Annotated in this window: 15 protein-coding genes and 1 pseudogene; 7 read left to right on the top strand and 9 right to left on the bottom strand. The window is 62.8% G+C overall.

The genetic code is table 11. The features are described from left to right. Positions 1-233 precede the first annotated feature (233 nt). The 3 genes from FJ934_RS22120 (at position 234) to FJ934_RS22130 (ending at position 2,136) form a co-directional block, all read left to right on the top strand. Positions 234-602: an Hpt domain-containing protein gene (locus FJ934_RS22120; protein WP_140612423.1), complete on the top strand. Its 369-nt coding sequence runs from the start codon at positions 234-236 to the stop codon at positions 600-602. Positions 603-701: 99 nt separating this feature from the next. Continuing rightward, positions 702-1,022, top strand: a complete 321-nt coding sequence (locus FJ934_RS22125) for a 2Fe-2S iron-sulfur cluster-binding protein (RefSeq protein ID WP_010909663.1) — start codon at positions 702-704, stop codon at positions 1,020-1,022. A gap of 82 nt (positions 1,023-1,104) precedes the next feature. After that, positions 1,105-2,136 carry an NAD(P)/FAD-dependent oxidoreductase gene (locus tag FJ934_RS22130; protein ID WP_140612425.1) on the top strand — a complete coding sequence of 344 codons (1,032 nt, stop codon included), beginning with the start codon at positions 1,105-1,107 and terminating at the stop codon, positions 2,134-2,136. A 90-nt stretch (positions 2,137-2,226) separates the two neighbouring features. On the opposite strand, the gene FJ934_RS22135 is transcribed toward FJ934_RS22130, so the two are convergent. After that, positions 2,227-3,708 (bottom strand): MDR family MFS transporter, encoded by a 1,482-nt coding sequence (locus FJ934_RS22135; RefSeq protein ID WP_140612427.1) that lies wholly within the window; start codon positions 3,706-3,708, stop codon positions 2,227-2,229. Positions 3,709-3,928: 220 nt separating this feature from the next. After that, positions 3,929-4,552: a DUF922 domain-containing Zn-dependent protease gene (locus FJ934_RS22140; RefSeq protein ID WP_181165720.1), complete on the bottom strand. Its 624-nt coding sequence runs from the start codon at positions 4,550-4,552 to the stop codon at positions 3,929-3,931. Positions 4,553-4,651: 99 nt separating this feature from the next. Between FJ934_RS22140 and folP the strand changes: the two genes are divergently transcribed. From folP to folK, 3 genes are all read left to right on the top strand, one after another. Continuing rightward, the gene (folP, locus tag FJ934_RS22145) at positions 4,652-5,512 is read left to right on the top strand and encodes a dihydropteroate synthase (RefSeq protein WP_140612431.1); all 861 of its coding nucleotides are present in this window, start codon (positions 4,652-4,654) and stop codon (positions 5,510-5,512) included. 97 nt (positions 5,513-5,609) lie between these two features. Further along, positions 5,610-5,969, top strand: a complete 360-nt coding sequence (gene folB / locus FJ934_RS22150) for a dihydroneopterin aldolase (protein ID WP_140612433.1) — start codon at positions 5,610-5,612, stop codon at positions 5,967-5,969. Beyond that, the gene (folK, locus tag FJ934_RS22155; protein ID WP_140612435.1) at positions 5,953-6,465 is read left to right on the top strand and encodes a 2-amino-4-hydroxy-6-hydroxymethyldihydropteridine diphosphokinase; all 513 of its coding nucleotides are present in this window, start codon (positions 5,953-5,955) and stop codon (positions 6,463-6,465) included. Before folB ends, folK begins: the two co-directional genes overlap by 17 nt. 6 nt (positions 6,466-6,471) lie before the next feature. Here folK and FJ934_RS22160 read toward each other — a convergent pair whose 3' ends face one another. The 6 genes from FJ934_RS22160 to FJ934_RS22185 form a co-directional block, all read right to left on the bottom strand. Next, positions 6,472-7,017 (bottom strand): DUF924 family protein, encoded by a 546-nt coding sequence (locus FJ934_RS22160; protein ID WP_140612437.1) that lies wholly within the window; start codon positions 7,015-7,017, stop codon positions 6,472-6,474. Positions 7,018-7,031: 14 nt separating this feature from the next. Continuing rightward, positions 7,032-8,867 (bottom strand): monovalent cation:proton antiporter-2 (CPA2) family protein, encoded by a 1,836-nt coding sequence (locus FJ934_RS22165; RefSeq protein ID WP_140612439.1) that lies wholly within the window; start codon positions 8,865-8,867, stop codon positions 7,032-7,034. Between the two features lie 321 nt (positions 8,868-9,188). Then, positions 9,189-9,740 (bottom strand): hypothetical protein, encoded by a 552-nt coding sequence (locus FJ934_RS22170; protein WP_140612441.1) that lies wholly within the window; start codon positions 9,738-9,740, stop codon positions 9,189-9,191. A 125-nt stretch (positions 9,741-9,865) separates the two neighbouring features. Continuing rightward, positions 9,866-10,960, bottom strand: coding sequence for a YcjF family protein (locus tag FJ934_RS22175; RefSeq protein WP_140612443.1), 1,095 nt, complete (start codon positions 10,958-10,960; stop codon positions 9,866-9,868). After that, on the bottom strand, positions 10,957-12,435 hold the full coding sequence (locus FJ934_RS22180; protein WP_140612445.1) for a YcjX family protein: 1,479 nt from the start codon (positions 12,433-12,435) through the stop codon (positions 10,957-10,959). The genes FJ934_RS22175 and FJ934_RS22180 overlap by 4 nt, the downstream gene beginning before the upstream one ends. Positions 12,436-12,511: 76 nt before the next feature. Beyond that, positions 12,512-13,015 (bottom strand): histidine phosphatase family protein, encoded by a 504-nt coding sequence (locus FJ934_RS22185; RefSeq protein ID WP_140612447.1) that lies wholly within the window; start codon positions 13,013-13,015, stop codon positions 12,512-12,514. A 273-nt stretch (positions 13,016-13,288) separates the two neighbouring features. Here FJ934_RS22185 and dksA point away from each other — a divergent pair, with 273 nt between their 5' ends. Further along, a complete protein-coding gene (gene dksA / locus FJ934_RS22190; RefSeq protein ID WP_006202025.1) occupies positions 13,289-13,705 on the top strand; it encodes an RNA polymerase-binding protein DksA in 417 nt (138 codons plus the stop codon). Between the two features lie 161 nt (positions 13,706-13,866). Here dksA and FJ934_RS22195 read toward each other — a convergent pair. After that, a pseudogene (locus tag FJ934_RS22195) lies at positions 13,867-14,127 on the bottom strand (hypothetical protein); the annotation flags it as partial.

The raw sequence follows: 14,127 nt of genomic DNA on the forward strand, positions 1-14,127 counted from the left end.
TCTGTTTGTGGTACCCCCGCGCAGGAGGCTGAAAATGGACCCTCGTATCGTAATGACACAGGGGGGTAAAGAAAACATGCATTCGGCGGGATACGTAAAACTTTAAATATAAGGTTAACGGAACCGTGATTTGGGCGCCGCTTTCGCAACATTTTTCCGGGCCATTCGTTAACCCGTTATCCATTGGATTCGCCTAGTTTTTCAGGCGGCCGAAGAAAACGGAGTTCGAGTTCATGCGTAGCGAAAGCGGCATTGCCTTCTCAATGCCCGGGGGCGACGTATCGGGAACGGCGCGGTCCAGGCCGGTCGATTTGGCACACCTTGCCCGGCAGACGATGGGTGACCGCAGCCTGGAGCAGGAAGTGCTGGCGCTGTTTGTACAGCAGGCGCAGTCGGTGCGCGACAAAATAGTCGATGCCGACCTCAAGGACCGGCTGCTGCTGGCTCACGGATTGAAAGGGTCGGCTCGCGGTGTCGGCGCCTTCGCCATCGCCGATTGCGCCACCGAGATCGAGCGTCGGCCTGATGACGGCCAGACACTGAAGCGGCTTGGCACGCTGATCGACGAAGTGCGCGATTTCATCGCCGCCATCAGTCGCTGATCCAGTTTGCGGAAAAACGTCACCGAGCGGCGCTTTCGCGCGGCAGTTGACTTGTCTGCCAGAGTGATTATCTCGGCGGAAACTCCCTTCAGGTGACAAATGACCAAGCTGACCTTCATCGCCCATGACGGCACACAGTTCGACGTGGACGCCGAAAACGGCTCGACGGTCATGGAAAACGCCATCCGCAACGCCGTGCCGGGGATCGAGGCGGAGTGCGGCGGCGCCTGTGCCTGCGCAACCTGCCATGTCTATGTCGATGAGGCATGGACGGCGGAAGTCGGCGAGCCGGAAGCGATGGAAGAGGACATGCTGGACTTTGCCTATGACGTCCAGCCGAACTCGCGGCTGTCCTGCCAGATCAAGGTGCGCGACGCACTCGACGGCCTGGTGGTGCGGGTACCGGAGCGACAGGGCTGAACAGCCGATTTTTCCTGCTGCCGCTTGGCAGCAGGCCGGCGGTCATGCAGTCTCGCGCCAATCCAGCAGCGAGGCACACCGCATGACCGGCATCATCAAGACAGACGTCCTCATTGTCGGGGCAGGGCCGGTCGGCCTGTTTGCCGTGTTCGAACTCGGCCTGTTGGACCTGAAGTGCCGCCTGATCGACATTCTCGACAAGCCCGGCGGCCAGTGCGCGGAACTCTATCCGGAGAAGCCGATCTACGACATTCCCGGCTGGCCTTCGATCTCGGCACAGGGGCTGGTCGAGAAGCTCCTCGAGCAGATCCACCCGTTCAAGCCTGACCTCACCTACAACCGCATGGTTTCCAGCCTCGAGACGCTGGAAGACGGCAGCTTTCGCGTCACCACCGACGAGAACGAGGTGTTCGAGGCCAAGGTGGTGGTGATCGCCGCCGGCGGCGGCTCATTCCAGCCCAAACGCCCGCCGATTCCCGGCGTCGAAGCCTATGAAGGCAAAAGCGTCTTCTATTCGGTGCGACGGATGGAGGATTTTCGCGGCCACGACCTTGTCATTGTTGGCGGTGGCGATTCGGCACTCGACTGGACGCTCAACCTTCAGCCGGTGGCCAAAAGCGTGACGTTGGTGCATCGCAGGCCCGAGTTCCGCGCGGCGCCCGACAGCGTCAACAAGATGTATGCGATGCAGGAGATGAAGCAGCTGGAATTCAGGGTCGGCCAGGTGACCGGGCTCGCCGGCGCCGACGGCCAGCTGTCATCGGCGACAATCAAAGGTGGTCCAGACGGCGACATCGAGGTGCCTTGCACGCGCATGCTGCCTTTCTTCGGCCTGACGATGAAGCTCGGGCCGATCGCTGAATGGGGGCTCAACCTCCACGAGAATCTGATCCCGGTCGATACCGAGAAGTTCCAGACCTCGGTGCCCGGGATCTTCGCCGTCGGTGACATCAACTGGTATCCGGGCAAGCTGAAGCTGATCTTGTCGGGATTCCACGAGGTGGCGCTGATGGCGCAGGCGGCCAAACGCATCGTCAACCCGGGGGAGCGAATCGTGTTCCAGTACACGACCTCGTCCACCAGCCTGCAGAAGAAGCTTGGCGTTTCCGGCTAGGGCATTGATGCAATTCCGGACGGAAAACCGCGTCACACGTTCCTGGGAATTGCTTTACGGCGAAAAACCACCAAGCCCTTTTCTGCCACTCTACTCCGCCAGGATCGGCGCCGGAGTGTCGACATGACCGCGAAGCTCTTTCTCGGGCATCAGCGCCAGTGTGATGAGCCCCAGCACCAACGTGGCGGCCGCGACAAGAAAGATCATCACGAAGGGCTGGACCGATGCGGCATGTCCGGCCATCTGCACGCCTTCGCCGGCCAGCGGCAGCCCAAAGCCCAGAGCGACGGCGCCGAGCATTGCGACACCCAATGCACTGCCCAGCGAACGCAGGAAGGTCAGCACGCCCGTCGCGACGCCAAGATGCATGTGGTCGACGCCGTTCTGCACGGAGACCGTGGTCACCGGAAAAGTCGTCCCGGTTCCCAATCCCACGCAGATGGTCAGGATTTCGACAACAAGCAGCGATGCATGGCCGGCGACAAGGGCGAGCAAGCCAAGGCACAGAATGGCGAAGAAGACGCCGACCATCGCGATGCGCTTGTAATGGACGAAGCGTGGTATCAGGCGGCCGCTGGAGGCTGCGCCGCCCACGGTTCCAAGCAGAAGGCCAAGCATCGCAATGCCCGATTCGCTGGCCGTCAGGCCAAGCATCGATTGCAGATAGACGGGCAGATAGACGGCAAGGCCGACGCTGGAGGCCTGCAGCAGGAACATCGACAGAGTGCCGGCAAGGACGATCGGGTTGCCCAGCACCTCGAGCGAGACGAGTGGTTCGGCCGCCCGCATCAGCCGCAGGGCAAAGGCAACCCAGAAAACAGCGGAGCAGATCAGGACGCCAATGACTTCCCGCGATACCCAGGGATAGGCGCTGCCGCCCCAGTTCAGCGCCAGCAGCAGCAGTGCCGTGGCCACGATGAGAAGCAATGCGCCAAGACCATCGATGCTGTGATTCTTGGCGGCGATCGGCAGCTTCTTGAGCGGCTTGTTGATGATCGCCATCGCCAAAATACCAAGCGGGATATTGATCCAGAAGATGAGCGACCAGTGCAGATGTTCCGCGAAGGTGCCGCCCAGCAGCGGCCCGGCGACGCTGGCGACGGCCCAGGTGCCGGAGAACCACGCTGCATAGCGCGCCCGCTCGCGCGGCGGGACAAGGTCTCCGACCACGGTCTGCGTCAGCGCGAAAAGGCCGCCGCCGCCGGCACCCTGGACCGCGCGTCCCAGGACCAGCACGAACATGTTGGGGGCCAGTGCACTGACCAGCGACCCGGCAAGAAAGATGAGGATCGCCGCATAGACGGTCGGCCGGCGCCCATAGACGTCGGAAATCTTGCCGTAGAGCGGCGCCACGGCGGTTGCGGTCAAGAGGTAGCCGGTGACGACCCATGGCAGGTATTCGGCATGTCCGAGAGAGCGCCCGATGGTCGGCATTGCCGGCGCGACGATGGTCTGGTCGAGCGCAGCCAGCAGCATCGACAGGAGAACGCCGCCGATGATGGCGTTCTTCTCGATTTCGGTCAGCGGTGTGGCTGCAGCCGCCATGGTCTGCTTGTCGACAGCCTGGTCCATAGTCCTTTGTCCATGCGCTTGCGCACTGTTGGGATCACCGCTTGGGCTTGCCTGATGCATCCGCCGCGCGATCGGTCCTGGTGCTCGTGCTTCGAGGGTTGTGCCCTGTCAACCCGTGATATGTCGTTCCCTATAGGCCGATTTCGACGGCCACTCGAAAATTTTTCGAAGCTGGCACTACGCTTCGGCTCGGTTGGCTTGCACCGGCGTGCAGAGGAATTCACGCCGGTGGCGGCAGCTGGCCGTTCTTGATGCGCTCGACGCGATAATGCAGGAGCCGCAGGATGCGGCTTTCGAAATTGACGCTTTCGACGCGATCGAACTGAACCTGGGCGCGGTCGTGCTTGGCGAGAATGGCGGCGGTGATTTCGGCGGCCTTGGCCTTAGCCGTATCGCAATCCTTCTGCGGATAGGTCGCCTTCAGCGCGTCTTCCAGTTCGCGGGCATGGTTCTTGGCGATCTCGACATGGCGCTCCTCATGGCGCTTGATGTCCGCGGCCAGCGTATCCCAGAACAGCCGCACATCGGCATCGGCCTTGCGTGGGCGGCGCCATTCGGGGAGGATCACCTTGACCTTGATGGTCACGACGGCGTCCGCGATCCGGCAGGAGCCGGCACGCGTGGCGTAGCTGATGCGAGTGGTGAAGGCCATCCGGGTCGCACCAGGATGGCGCAAGCCCGTGCTTTTGACCTGCGGCCCATGTTTGGAAAGCTGCGCCTCGATATCGTCGAGGGTGCTGCCGCCAACGGAAAAATAGCTGTATGTCTTCACCAGATTGGCCGCGCCCGCCGGAATGGCGGTCACGGCAAGCAGCAATGCGCAGAGCAGGGATCGTTTCATCATGTTGCCTCTTCGGTCACCTTGCTTTACGGCCGTTGCCGGCGCAACGGAATTGACCCGATGCGGATCGCACATCCTTGATAGGCCCATGGTTGACGAGCAATGACGGCGAGGCGATGGCAACTGGCCCACGGACGCCATCTCGATCTTGGCCGCAAGGCCGTGGTCGTCGGTATCCTCAACGTCACCCCCGACAGTTTTTCCGACGGTGGCCTGTTTGATGCACCCGAAACGGCGCTGGGCCAGGCGCATCGCATGGTCGGGGAAGGGGCCGGGATTATCGATGTCGGCGGAGAATCGACGCGCCCCGGTTTCGCCGCGATATCGGCCAGCGAGGAACAGGCGCGTATCCTACCCGTGATCGAGGCTTTGGCGCGCTCCGGCGAGGTGCTGATTTCGGTCGACACCTATCGTGCAGAAACCGCGCGGCTTGCGGTGGCCGCCGGCGCGCATATCGTCAACGATGTCTGGGGTCTGCAGCGCGAGCCCGACATTGCGCGTGTCGCGGCCGAAACCGGCGCCGGGCTGATTATCATGCATACCGGGCGGGATCGCGAGAAGCTGCCCGACGTGATCGCCGACCAGTTTGTATTCCTGGAAAAATCACTGGAGATCGCCCGCGAGCACGGTGTGGCCGACGACCATATCGTGCTCGATCCCGGCTTTGGCTTCGCCAAGGAGACGGCCGAGGAAAACCTCGACCTGATGGCGCGGTTCTCCGAACTCCACGCGCTCGGCTTGCCGTTGATGGTCGGCACCTCGCGAAAACGCTTCATCGGCACCGTCACCGGCCGCGATGCAGCCGACCGCGCTGTCGGGACGGCGGCGACCAGCGTCATTCTCAGGCTCAAGGGCGCGCATCTGTTTCGCGTCCATGATGTCGCAATCAACGTGGACGCGCTGGCGGTGGCGGATGCTATGCTGGCGCGTGACACCGCCGCATCGGCCCGAAAATCGGAATAGATTTGCGGCAAGCACGATGCGTAGATTCAAAAGTGTTAGAGCGTACTTGTGCCTCCAGGTGGACGCACCTCGCCCTAACAGACCAGGACGCTGAGCCATGTATGTCATCCGCCTGAAGAACTGCGCTTTCTTTGCCCGGCATGGCGTGCTGGACGAGGAAGAGACGCTCGGCCAGCGTTTCTATGTCGACGCGGTGCTCTCGGTCGAACCCGGGCGCGCGCTTGTCGACGACGCCATCGGCGAAACGGTCAATTACGGCATCGCCTTCGCGGTGATCGAGAAGATCATCACCGGTGAGCGGCGTTTTCTGATCGAGGCCCTGGCAATGGAGGTGGCAAAGGCGCTGACCGAGCGGTTTCCCCAGATCAGGAAGGCCGAAATCACCGTGCGCAAGCCAAACGCGCCGGTGCCCGGCGTGCTCGATTACGTCGAGGTGACCGTTGTCTGGCCCGAGTAACACCGTCTATCTCAGCCTTGGCGGCAATCTGGGGGACCCGGCGGCCTCGATGGCCGCGGCACTGCGTATTCTCGACGCCGATGCGGAGACGCGCGTCACCGCCGTCTCCTCGCTCTACCGCACGCCGCCCTGGGGCAAGCTCGACCAGCCGGATTTTCTCAACGCGGCCGCCGAACTCTCGACGCGGCTCTCGCCGCGGGCGCTGCTTGATCTCTGTCTCGATGCCGAGCGCAGACTGAAGCGCGTGCGCGAAGAGCGCTGGGGGCCCCGGCTGATCGATATCGACATTCTGGTGTTCGATGACCGCATTATCCACGAGACCGGGCTGGAAGTGCCGCATCCGCGCATGCTGGAGCGCGCCTTCGTGCTGGCGCCGCTGGCCGAGATCGCGCCGGATCTTGCCGTGGGTGGGCGAGGTGTGTCGGAGCGCCTGGACGCCGTCGACGCGGCCGGCATCGAGCGGTTGCCATCCGGCCGTGACTGGTGGCTGCGGTAGCAGGCGTCAGCCTGAGAAACCGCCTTTGTCCAGGAATGCCTTTTCCTCTGCCGTGGTTTCGCGGCCAAGTATCCTGTTGCGGTGCGGAAAGCGGCCGAAGCGCTGGATGATGTCGCGGTGCTCTTCGGCGTATTTGAGATTGTCCGGCGCATTGGCCCGGGTGAGTTCCACCGACCTCTTCTGATCGGCGAGCAGTTCCGAATGTTCGAACGGCAGGTAGAGGAACACGCGGAACTCCGGTTCGAGCAGCCGATCCTGGCCGGCCATGACAGCTTTTTCAGCGAAATGCTTTGCCAGCGGGTCGGTGGCATACATGTGGCCGGTGCCGCGAAAGCAATTGCGCGGAAACTGGTCGAGCAGGATCATCAGGGCCAGCGAGCCTTCGGCGTGATTTGACCAGTTATCGCACTCCCGCCGGGCGGCTGCATAGTGCAGGTCGAGAAACTGGTCGCGAAACGCGGTGTCGAAGGCGTCGCTCTTCTCGAACCAGGCATCCTCGCCGGCGTCACGCCAGAATTTGGTGACCGACAGGGCTCTGCCATCCAATTCCATGCTTGTTTCCCTGTTCAATCGGCGGTTTCGGATTTGTGCAGAACGCCCGCCGTCTCTTCATTGAGGGCCTGGCCGGTGCGGCGCGGCTGGGTGAGGGGGGTGGGAATGGGCGTGCCGATATTGCCTCTCAGGAAACGTTGTCCGGCGCGAATGCCTTCGGCGAGCTGGGTTTCGAAACGGGCGGCGTCGCGGCGCCTGACGTCTTCGATCGTATCCGCGACCTCTTCGGGATCGACACCAAGCGACTCCAGGGCCGAGCCGCCGAAAACCAGTGCCGATTCGAAAGTCTCGCGCAGCTGGTAGTCGACGCCGACGCGGATGAGCTGCAGCGCGGTGCCCCGATCGAAGGCTCGGGCTAGGACGGTCAGCAAAGGAAACTCGGCCTTGACGAGTTCCGCGATGCGGACAGCGGCATCGGGTTTGTCTACGCAGATGAGCACGGCACGTGCCCGGCCGGCACCGGCGGCATGCAGGATGTCTAGCCGGGTGCCGTCGCCATAATAGACCTTGAAGCCGAAATCGGCTGCCGCCTGGATCATCTCCACGTCATTGTCGATGATCGATACGTCGATACCGCGCAGCAGCAGCGGCTGGCTGGCGATCTGGCCGAAACGGCCAAAGCCGATGACCAGCACGCTGCCGGTCAGGCCGTCGGCGACATCGACTCCGTCGAGTGACTGCTCGTCGCGCGGGGTGACGTACCGCAATGCGATGATCGCCAGGGGTGTAAGTACCATGGAGATGATGACGATCGCCGTCAGGGTAGCGTTGGCCTGGCTGTCGATGATGCCGACGGCAGCGGCGGCGGAATAGAGGACGAAGGCGAATTCGCCGCCCTGCGCCATAAAGACCGCGCGTTCGAGCGCTTCACGATGGCCTGTTCTGAGGATGCGGGCGACGATGTAGATGCCGAGAGCCTTCATCACCATGTAGGCGACGACATAGACAGCGATGAGCTTCCAGTTCGCCGCCACCACATGCAGGTCCAGCGACATGCCGACCGCAAGGAAGAAAAGGCCGAGCAGGATGCCGCGGAACGGCTCGATGTCGGCTTCGAGCTGATGGCGGAAGGTCGATTCGGACAGAAGAACGCCAGCCAGGAACGCGCCCATCGCCATCGATAGGCCGCTGAGCTGCATGGCAAGTGCCGATCCGAGCACGACCAGAAGTGCCGCGGCCGTCATCACCTCACGGGCACGGGCATCCGCCAGGATGCGGAAGAAAGGGTTGAGCAGATAGCGTCCGGCCAGCACAAGCCCGACAATCGCCGCAAGGCCGATGCCGACCTCGGTCAGCCGCTCCGACAGGCTGGTGTCGGCACCGCCGGGCGCCAGGAAGGCGATCAGGGCCAGCAGTGGCACGATGGTCAGATCTTCCAGAAGCAGGATGGAGACAATACGCTGGCCTTTCGGCGAGGCGATTTCGCCGCGCTCCTCGAGAAGCTGCATGACGATTGCCGTCGAGGTCAGCACGAAACCGGCGCCGGCGACGAAGGATTGCGAGACTGGAAAACCACCAGCCATTCCCACGCTGGTCAACAAGACGGCGCAGACCCCGACCTGAAGCGCACCGAGGCCGAAAATCTCGCGGCGCAGGCCCCACAGGCGCGACGGCTGCATTTCCAGTCCGATGATGAACAGGAACATGACGACGCCGAGTTCCGCGACATGGAGAATGGCACCGGACTCGGAAAAGATACGCAGGCCGAACGGGCCGATCACCACACCGGCTGCGAGATAGCCGAGAATGGAACCGAGGCCCATGCGCTTGAAGATGGGAACGGCGACGACACCCGCGGCGAGCAGCGCCACCACCTGAACCAGATCGCTGCCCGATGCCTCTGCCGCCATGCCTGTCGTTCCGTTCGTTGGGACCGCAACACGTGCGGTCGGGACCAAGGCGCCAAGGCTGGTCGCCAGGGCAAAGAATAGGGGCTTCGGCGGGGATCGAACAGCCCGAATCCGGAGCGCTGGCGAGGTTGCAGCCGCGTTCCACAAGTTGAGGCGGACGCTGCGTTGCATCTTGCCGCAATCGGAGGTCGACGCCTGCAAGGCCTATGACGAGGTGACTGCAGCGATCAAGGGCTGACGCCCGGTTCGACTGTTGTGAAAGGCGGTAGTGATGGGCTGCCGCCTCCTTGTTTTGGCTATTGAGTAAGGCGCGATAAGCGCTCAGTTCGGCGCGATTGAGCCGACTTCGACGGCGTCGACGCGCTTCAGGCTCATGCCGATGACCGGCACCAACTGGTCCTGGACGCGGACCGCAACCGTCACGGTCATCGAATTATCGTCGGGAATGCGGGCCTGCATCACTCCGCGAAGCTGGTTGCGGTTGATGGTGAAGACCACCTTGCGGGAATCGACGACATTACCGCCGATGATGTCGAGGCCAGCACCGGCAGAACCGCCCATGAAGGAGCCCTTGTAATCGCGGCCCTTGCGCTCGATCTTGGCTGACATCGGCTGTGTGAACATGCCGACCCGGCAACCGCCATCGAGTGTCATGCCCATCTTGCCGTCGGGCGTGGAACCGGTGAAGCTGCAGTTGAATTTGGTGCCCTTGTACTTGCCGGCGACGATCTCGCCCGGGCCGACCCACTTGCCTTCTGCCGACTGGAAGAACTGCTTGTCCGGTTCCGCCGCGGAAGCGCCCGAAGCAACACCGACGACTGCTGTGATCGCGGCCGCCAGGGGCAGGACGCTGGACAGAATTACGCTTTTCATCGACGACACCCGGCAACAACGAGGCTGTTTGAAACCAGTCCGACCATGAAGAATATTGGTTAATGCTTCGTCACTGCAAGCCGTTCGAAACGGCAATCCGCTTACCATCCCCGATGAGCGGCACACTATTTGCCGGCGTCGGCCGTTTCGGCGTCTTTCCTGGCGGCGAATGATGTCAGTGCGGACAGGAAATCGCCCAGCCCCGGACGCTTCGCGGCACTGAAGGGCAGGGGGCGTGCCGTCTCCATCGCCGCGATGCCGATGCGCGCCGTCATCATGCCGTTGACGACACCCTCGCCAAGCTTGGCCGAGAGACGCGCCGCCAAGCCGTGACCGACGATCTGCTGGACAAAACTGTCGCCGACGGCGATCGAGCCGGTGACCGCCAGATGCGCCAGCACGCTGCGCGCCAGGCGAAAGAAACCCAGCGTTCCCGGCCGCCCGCCATAGAGTTCCGACAGGCGGCGAATGAGGCGTCCGGCCTCGAACACGACGTAGGCGACGTCGACGAGCGCACGGGGGCTCACCGCCGTCACCAGAGAGACGCGTTTGGCGGCCTCGAGAATCATCACCTTCGCCCTGGCATCGAGGGGGCCCAGAATTTCCGCTTCGGCCAGACGCACCAGATTGCCGCCGTCGATAATTTCGCCGCGCAACTCGGCCAGTGCGCGCCTGCCGGCAGCGGTCTCAGGCTTGGCCGCGACGAAAGCCGAAAGCTCGTCGACCACCGATCGTGCCGCCTTGGGATCGTCGCGCGCGATGGCATCGAGCGCCCGCTTTTGCAGTTTTTCGACTTCGGCGAGGCGAGCGATCGCCAGGAATTCTCGGATCAGGATCACCGCGAGCGCCAGCACGGCGGTAGCAGCCATGCCGGCGGCCAGCCAGCCCAGCCATTCGGCGCGGGCGAAGAGATCGCGGATCAGCTGGTCGGTCCACAGGCCGACCGCCAGCGAAACCAGCACGCCCATGGCGCCGAAGAAGATGCTGCCAAGCAGCGAGCGTTTTCTGGAGCCGATCGCCGGCGGCGGTTCTGCGGTAATCATGTCGGGTTCGCCGAAAACATCGATCTCCGCCGGTATGACCAGCGCAACATCGGCTTTCATGGCTCGAGGTTTGCGCGGCGGTTCCGTCTGGCGCGCGCCTGGCGTCTGTTGTCTCTGTTGTCTCGTCTCGGCTTCCGGCTCGATGCGGAATGCCGCCGGCTTGCGGGGCGCGGTCATGCCAGATGGTCTCCGATCAGGAACTGCAAGGCACGGTCGAGCCTGATATGCGGCAAGGACAGCGTGACGCCCTCGGCCGTGCATTCAAGCTTTGGCGGGCGGAACCGGACGAAGCGGATTGCCGGGTCGGCGGAATCCTGCCTTTGGTCGGGCCTCGAAAGATCAAACACCTCATCAATTTTCTCCGGTAAGTCACCGGGAAATATGGCTGTTTCCGTCTTTCCATCGAATGTTTCGCCGTTGATCTTCTCGCCGGCTATCGGCGTGCCGATGATAACAGGCAACGTCTCACGGCCCTGCTTGACCGAGCCTTCGCGCGTCGCGCGCACCGCCGCCATGGCGACCACGTCGACGTCGGCGCCGGTAAAATTCGCCCGCGCCACGGCGCGATCGGCCAGCCGCCGCACGATCGCCTGCAGCCGGTCATGGCTTTCATGGTGCAGATGATCGGCCTTGGTCGCGGCGACCAGAATGCGATCGATGCGCCGTGAAAAGAGGTCGGTGAGGAAGCTGGCCCGGCCGGGGCGGAAACAGGCCAGGATCTCGGTCACCGCCCGCTCCAGGTCGGCCATCGCGCCGGGGCCGGCGTTCAGCGCCTGCATGGCGTCTATCAGCACGATCTGGCGGTCGAGACGCGTGATGTGCTCGCGGAAGAAAGGTTTGACGACATGCGTCTTGTAGGCTTCGTAGCGCCTCTCCATCATGGCGTGCAGCGACCCTGGACGCGGGCGCCTGTCGTCGAGGCCGGCCAGCGGCGCGAAGGTCAGCGCCGGTGAGCCTTCGAGATCGCCAGGCATCAGGAAGCGGCCGGGCGGCAACGTCGAAAGCGCCCGCTCGTCAAGCTTGCAAGCCTTGAGATAGGCGGCGAAGCTTTCGGCCTGGTGGCGTGCCGTCATCTCGTCGGCGTCGGCGTTCGGGTCGATCTCGGCGGCGATCGCCCGCCAGGCCCGCGACAAATCCTCGCGCACGGGCAGCGTGGCCATTTCAAAAGCTTCGCACGAAAAATCAGCGAAGGATTTGCCGAGTAATGGCAGGTCGAGCAGCCATTCGCCGGGATAGTCGACGATATCGATCGACAGTTTGCCTGATGAGAACATGCGGCTCCAGCCGGAGGCCGATTCATATTCGATCGTCAGCCGCAGCTCCGAAATGGCGCGCGTCGAATCAGGCCAGACGCGGTCGCTGTCCAATGCGGCGATGTGGTCCTCGTACTGGAAGCGCGGCACGGCGTCATCGGGCTGTTCTTCGAGGAAGGCGCGCGCGATGCGCCCAGATTTCTGGGCCTCGAACAGCGGCAGGCGCCCGCCGTGGATGAGATTGTGGACGAGGGCTGAGATGAACACCGTCTTGCCGGCGCGCGAAAGGCCAGTGACACCCAATCGCAGCGACGGAGAAAAGAGCCCGGTGGCGCGTCCCGACAGCGTATCGAGGGCAATTCTCGCCTCGTCGGTGAAGGTGGTCAGCGATGATGCCAAAATGCGGTCTCTCGGGCTTCAGTCCGTCCGATATAGGCTCTGGAACCCGGCTTTGGAATGCCACCGGAGATCGACGTCAAAGATCGGCCGGTGTCAGAAACGCTTCGAGATAACCCGCTTCCTGGGCTGCCTTTGTCAGATCATCCAGGAAACGCACGACCGCCAGCCCCGACGTGGGGAAGCCATAATTGAGCATGGCCCGTGCCGTCTCGTCGCCGTCGCCCGACACCGCCATGGCAAGATCCTCAGTCATCGGGTTGTGGCCGATGACCAGCAATGAACCGGGGCCGCCGTGCTCCCGGATAAGGCTGAGGTAACCGGCCGCGTCTTCGCTGTAGAGCGTGTCGAAAAACAGGACCTTGCCGGTGTCTGTCTGGCCGGCCAGGCCTTCGAGCGTTTCCCTGGCGCGCTTGGCATTGGAGCACAATGTCAGGTCCGGAACATAGCCGCGAGACCGCATGGCGGCGCCTATCAAGTCGGCATCGGCGCGGCCGGATGCGTCGAGCGGGCGATCGAAATCGCGCATGCCGGGCTGTGCCCAGCCGGCCTTGGCGTGCCGTAACAGATAGAGCCTGCTCACCCAACCCCCGTGATGCTGAATGCCGAAGTCGCACCGCGATTAGCCACAAGAACGGCCCGGCGCACAATGGTTCGTGTTCTCCGGCACGACGAATACTACGGGGTAAGGTGGCAAAGGGTGGGCGCGCCCTGTCGCCGGAACAGCTTGATCTTGCTCCGATCAAGGCCGTTGGGGCACTTTAACAATTGCGTGACCCGGTGGCCGATTGCGCTTGTGCAGGCGTCAGGTGGCGAATATATAAGCGCCAAATTTGGGGCTGTTTGGGTGAGTCGAATGAACGACATCGTTACCGCCGATTACGTACCCTCCGAAGACGAGCCGTTCATGAACGAGCGGCAGAAATCCTACTTCCGCCTGAAGCTCGTCACCTGGAAAAATGACATATTGCGCGAAGCGCGTGAAACTCTCGAAATCCTGCAACAAGAAAACGCCAACCATCCCGATCTTGCCGATCGCGCCTCTTCGGAAACCGACCGCGCCATTGAGCTCAGAGCCCGCGACCGTCAGCGAAAACTCATCTCAAAGATCGATTCGGCGCTACAGCGCATCGACGAAGGCACTTATGGCTATTGCGAGGAAACAGGCGAGCCGATTGCGTTGAAGCGGCTCGACGCACGTCCGATCGCCACCTTGTCGATTGAAGCGCAGGAAAGGCACGAGCGCCGCGAAAAGGTCTATCGCGACGACTGATGCGTCGCTTCCGGGCCGCGTTAAGCGCAGCTCACGTCGAGGCAACTATCAAAATGGCCGGACTTTCCGGCCATTTTTGTTGACCGGCGCGTCTACCCAAACAAACCAAAGCTAACGCCACCCGGTCCAAATTCCGAGCTGACGGCCGGCTTGGCCGACAGTCATCTCTTCTGGCTTGAAAGTTCGCCCAGAAGCTTGGTCATTTCATCGTCGAGCGACTGCGGCGCCTTGGCAGCCGGTTTGGTCACCGGGCCGCCGGCGCGAGGCTGGTCCAGCGAGACTTCAAGCTCCTTCATCAGCGTGTCGTCGATGCTTTCCTGCCGCGGCGGCGGCGCGTGTTTGACAACGCTGGCGTTGGCGGAGCCATAGGCAGGTAGCGGCGTGATATTGGTAGACTGGTGGGGGTGCGCCTCCGCCTTCGG

The sequence above is a fragment of the Mesorhizobium sp. B2-4-12 genome (genome assembly GCF_006441575.1).
Classification (GTDB): domain Bacteria; phylum Pseudomonadota; class Alphaproteobacteria; order Rhizobiales; family Rhizobiaceae; genus Mesorhizobium.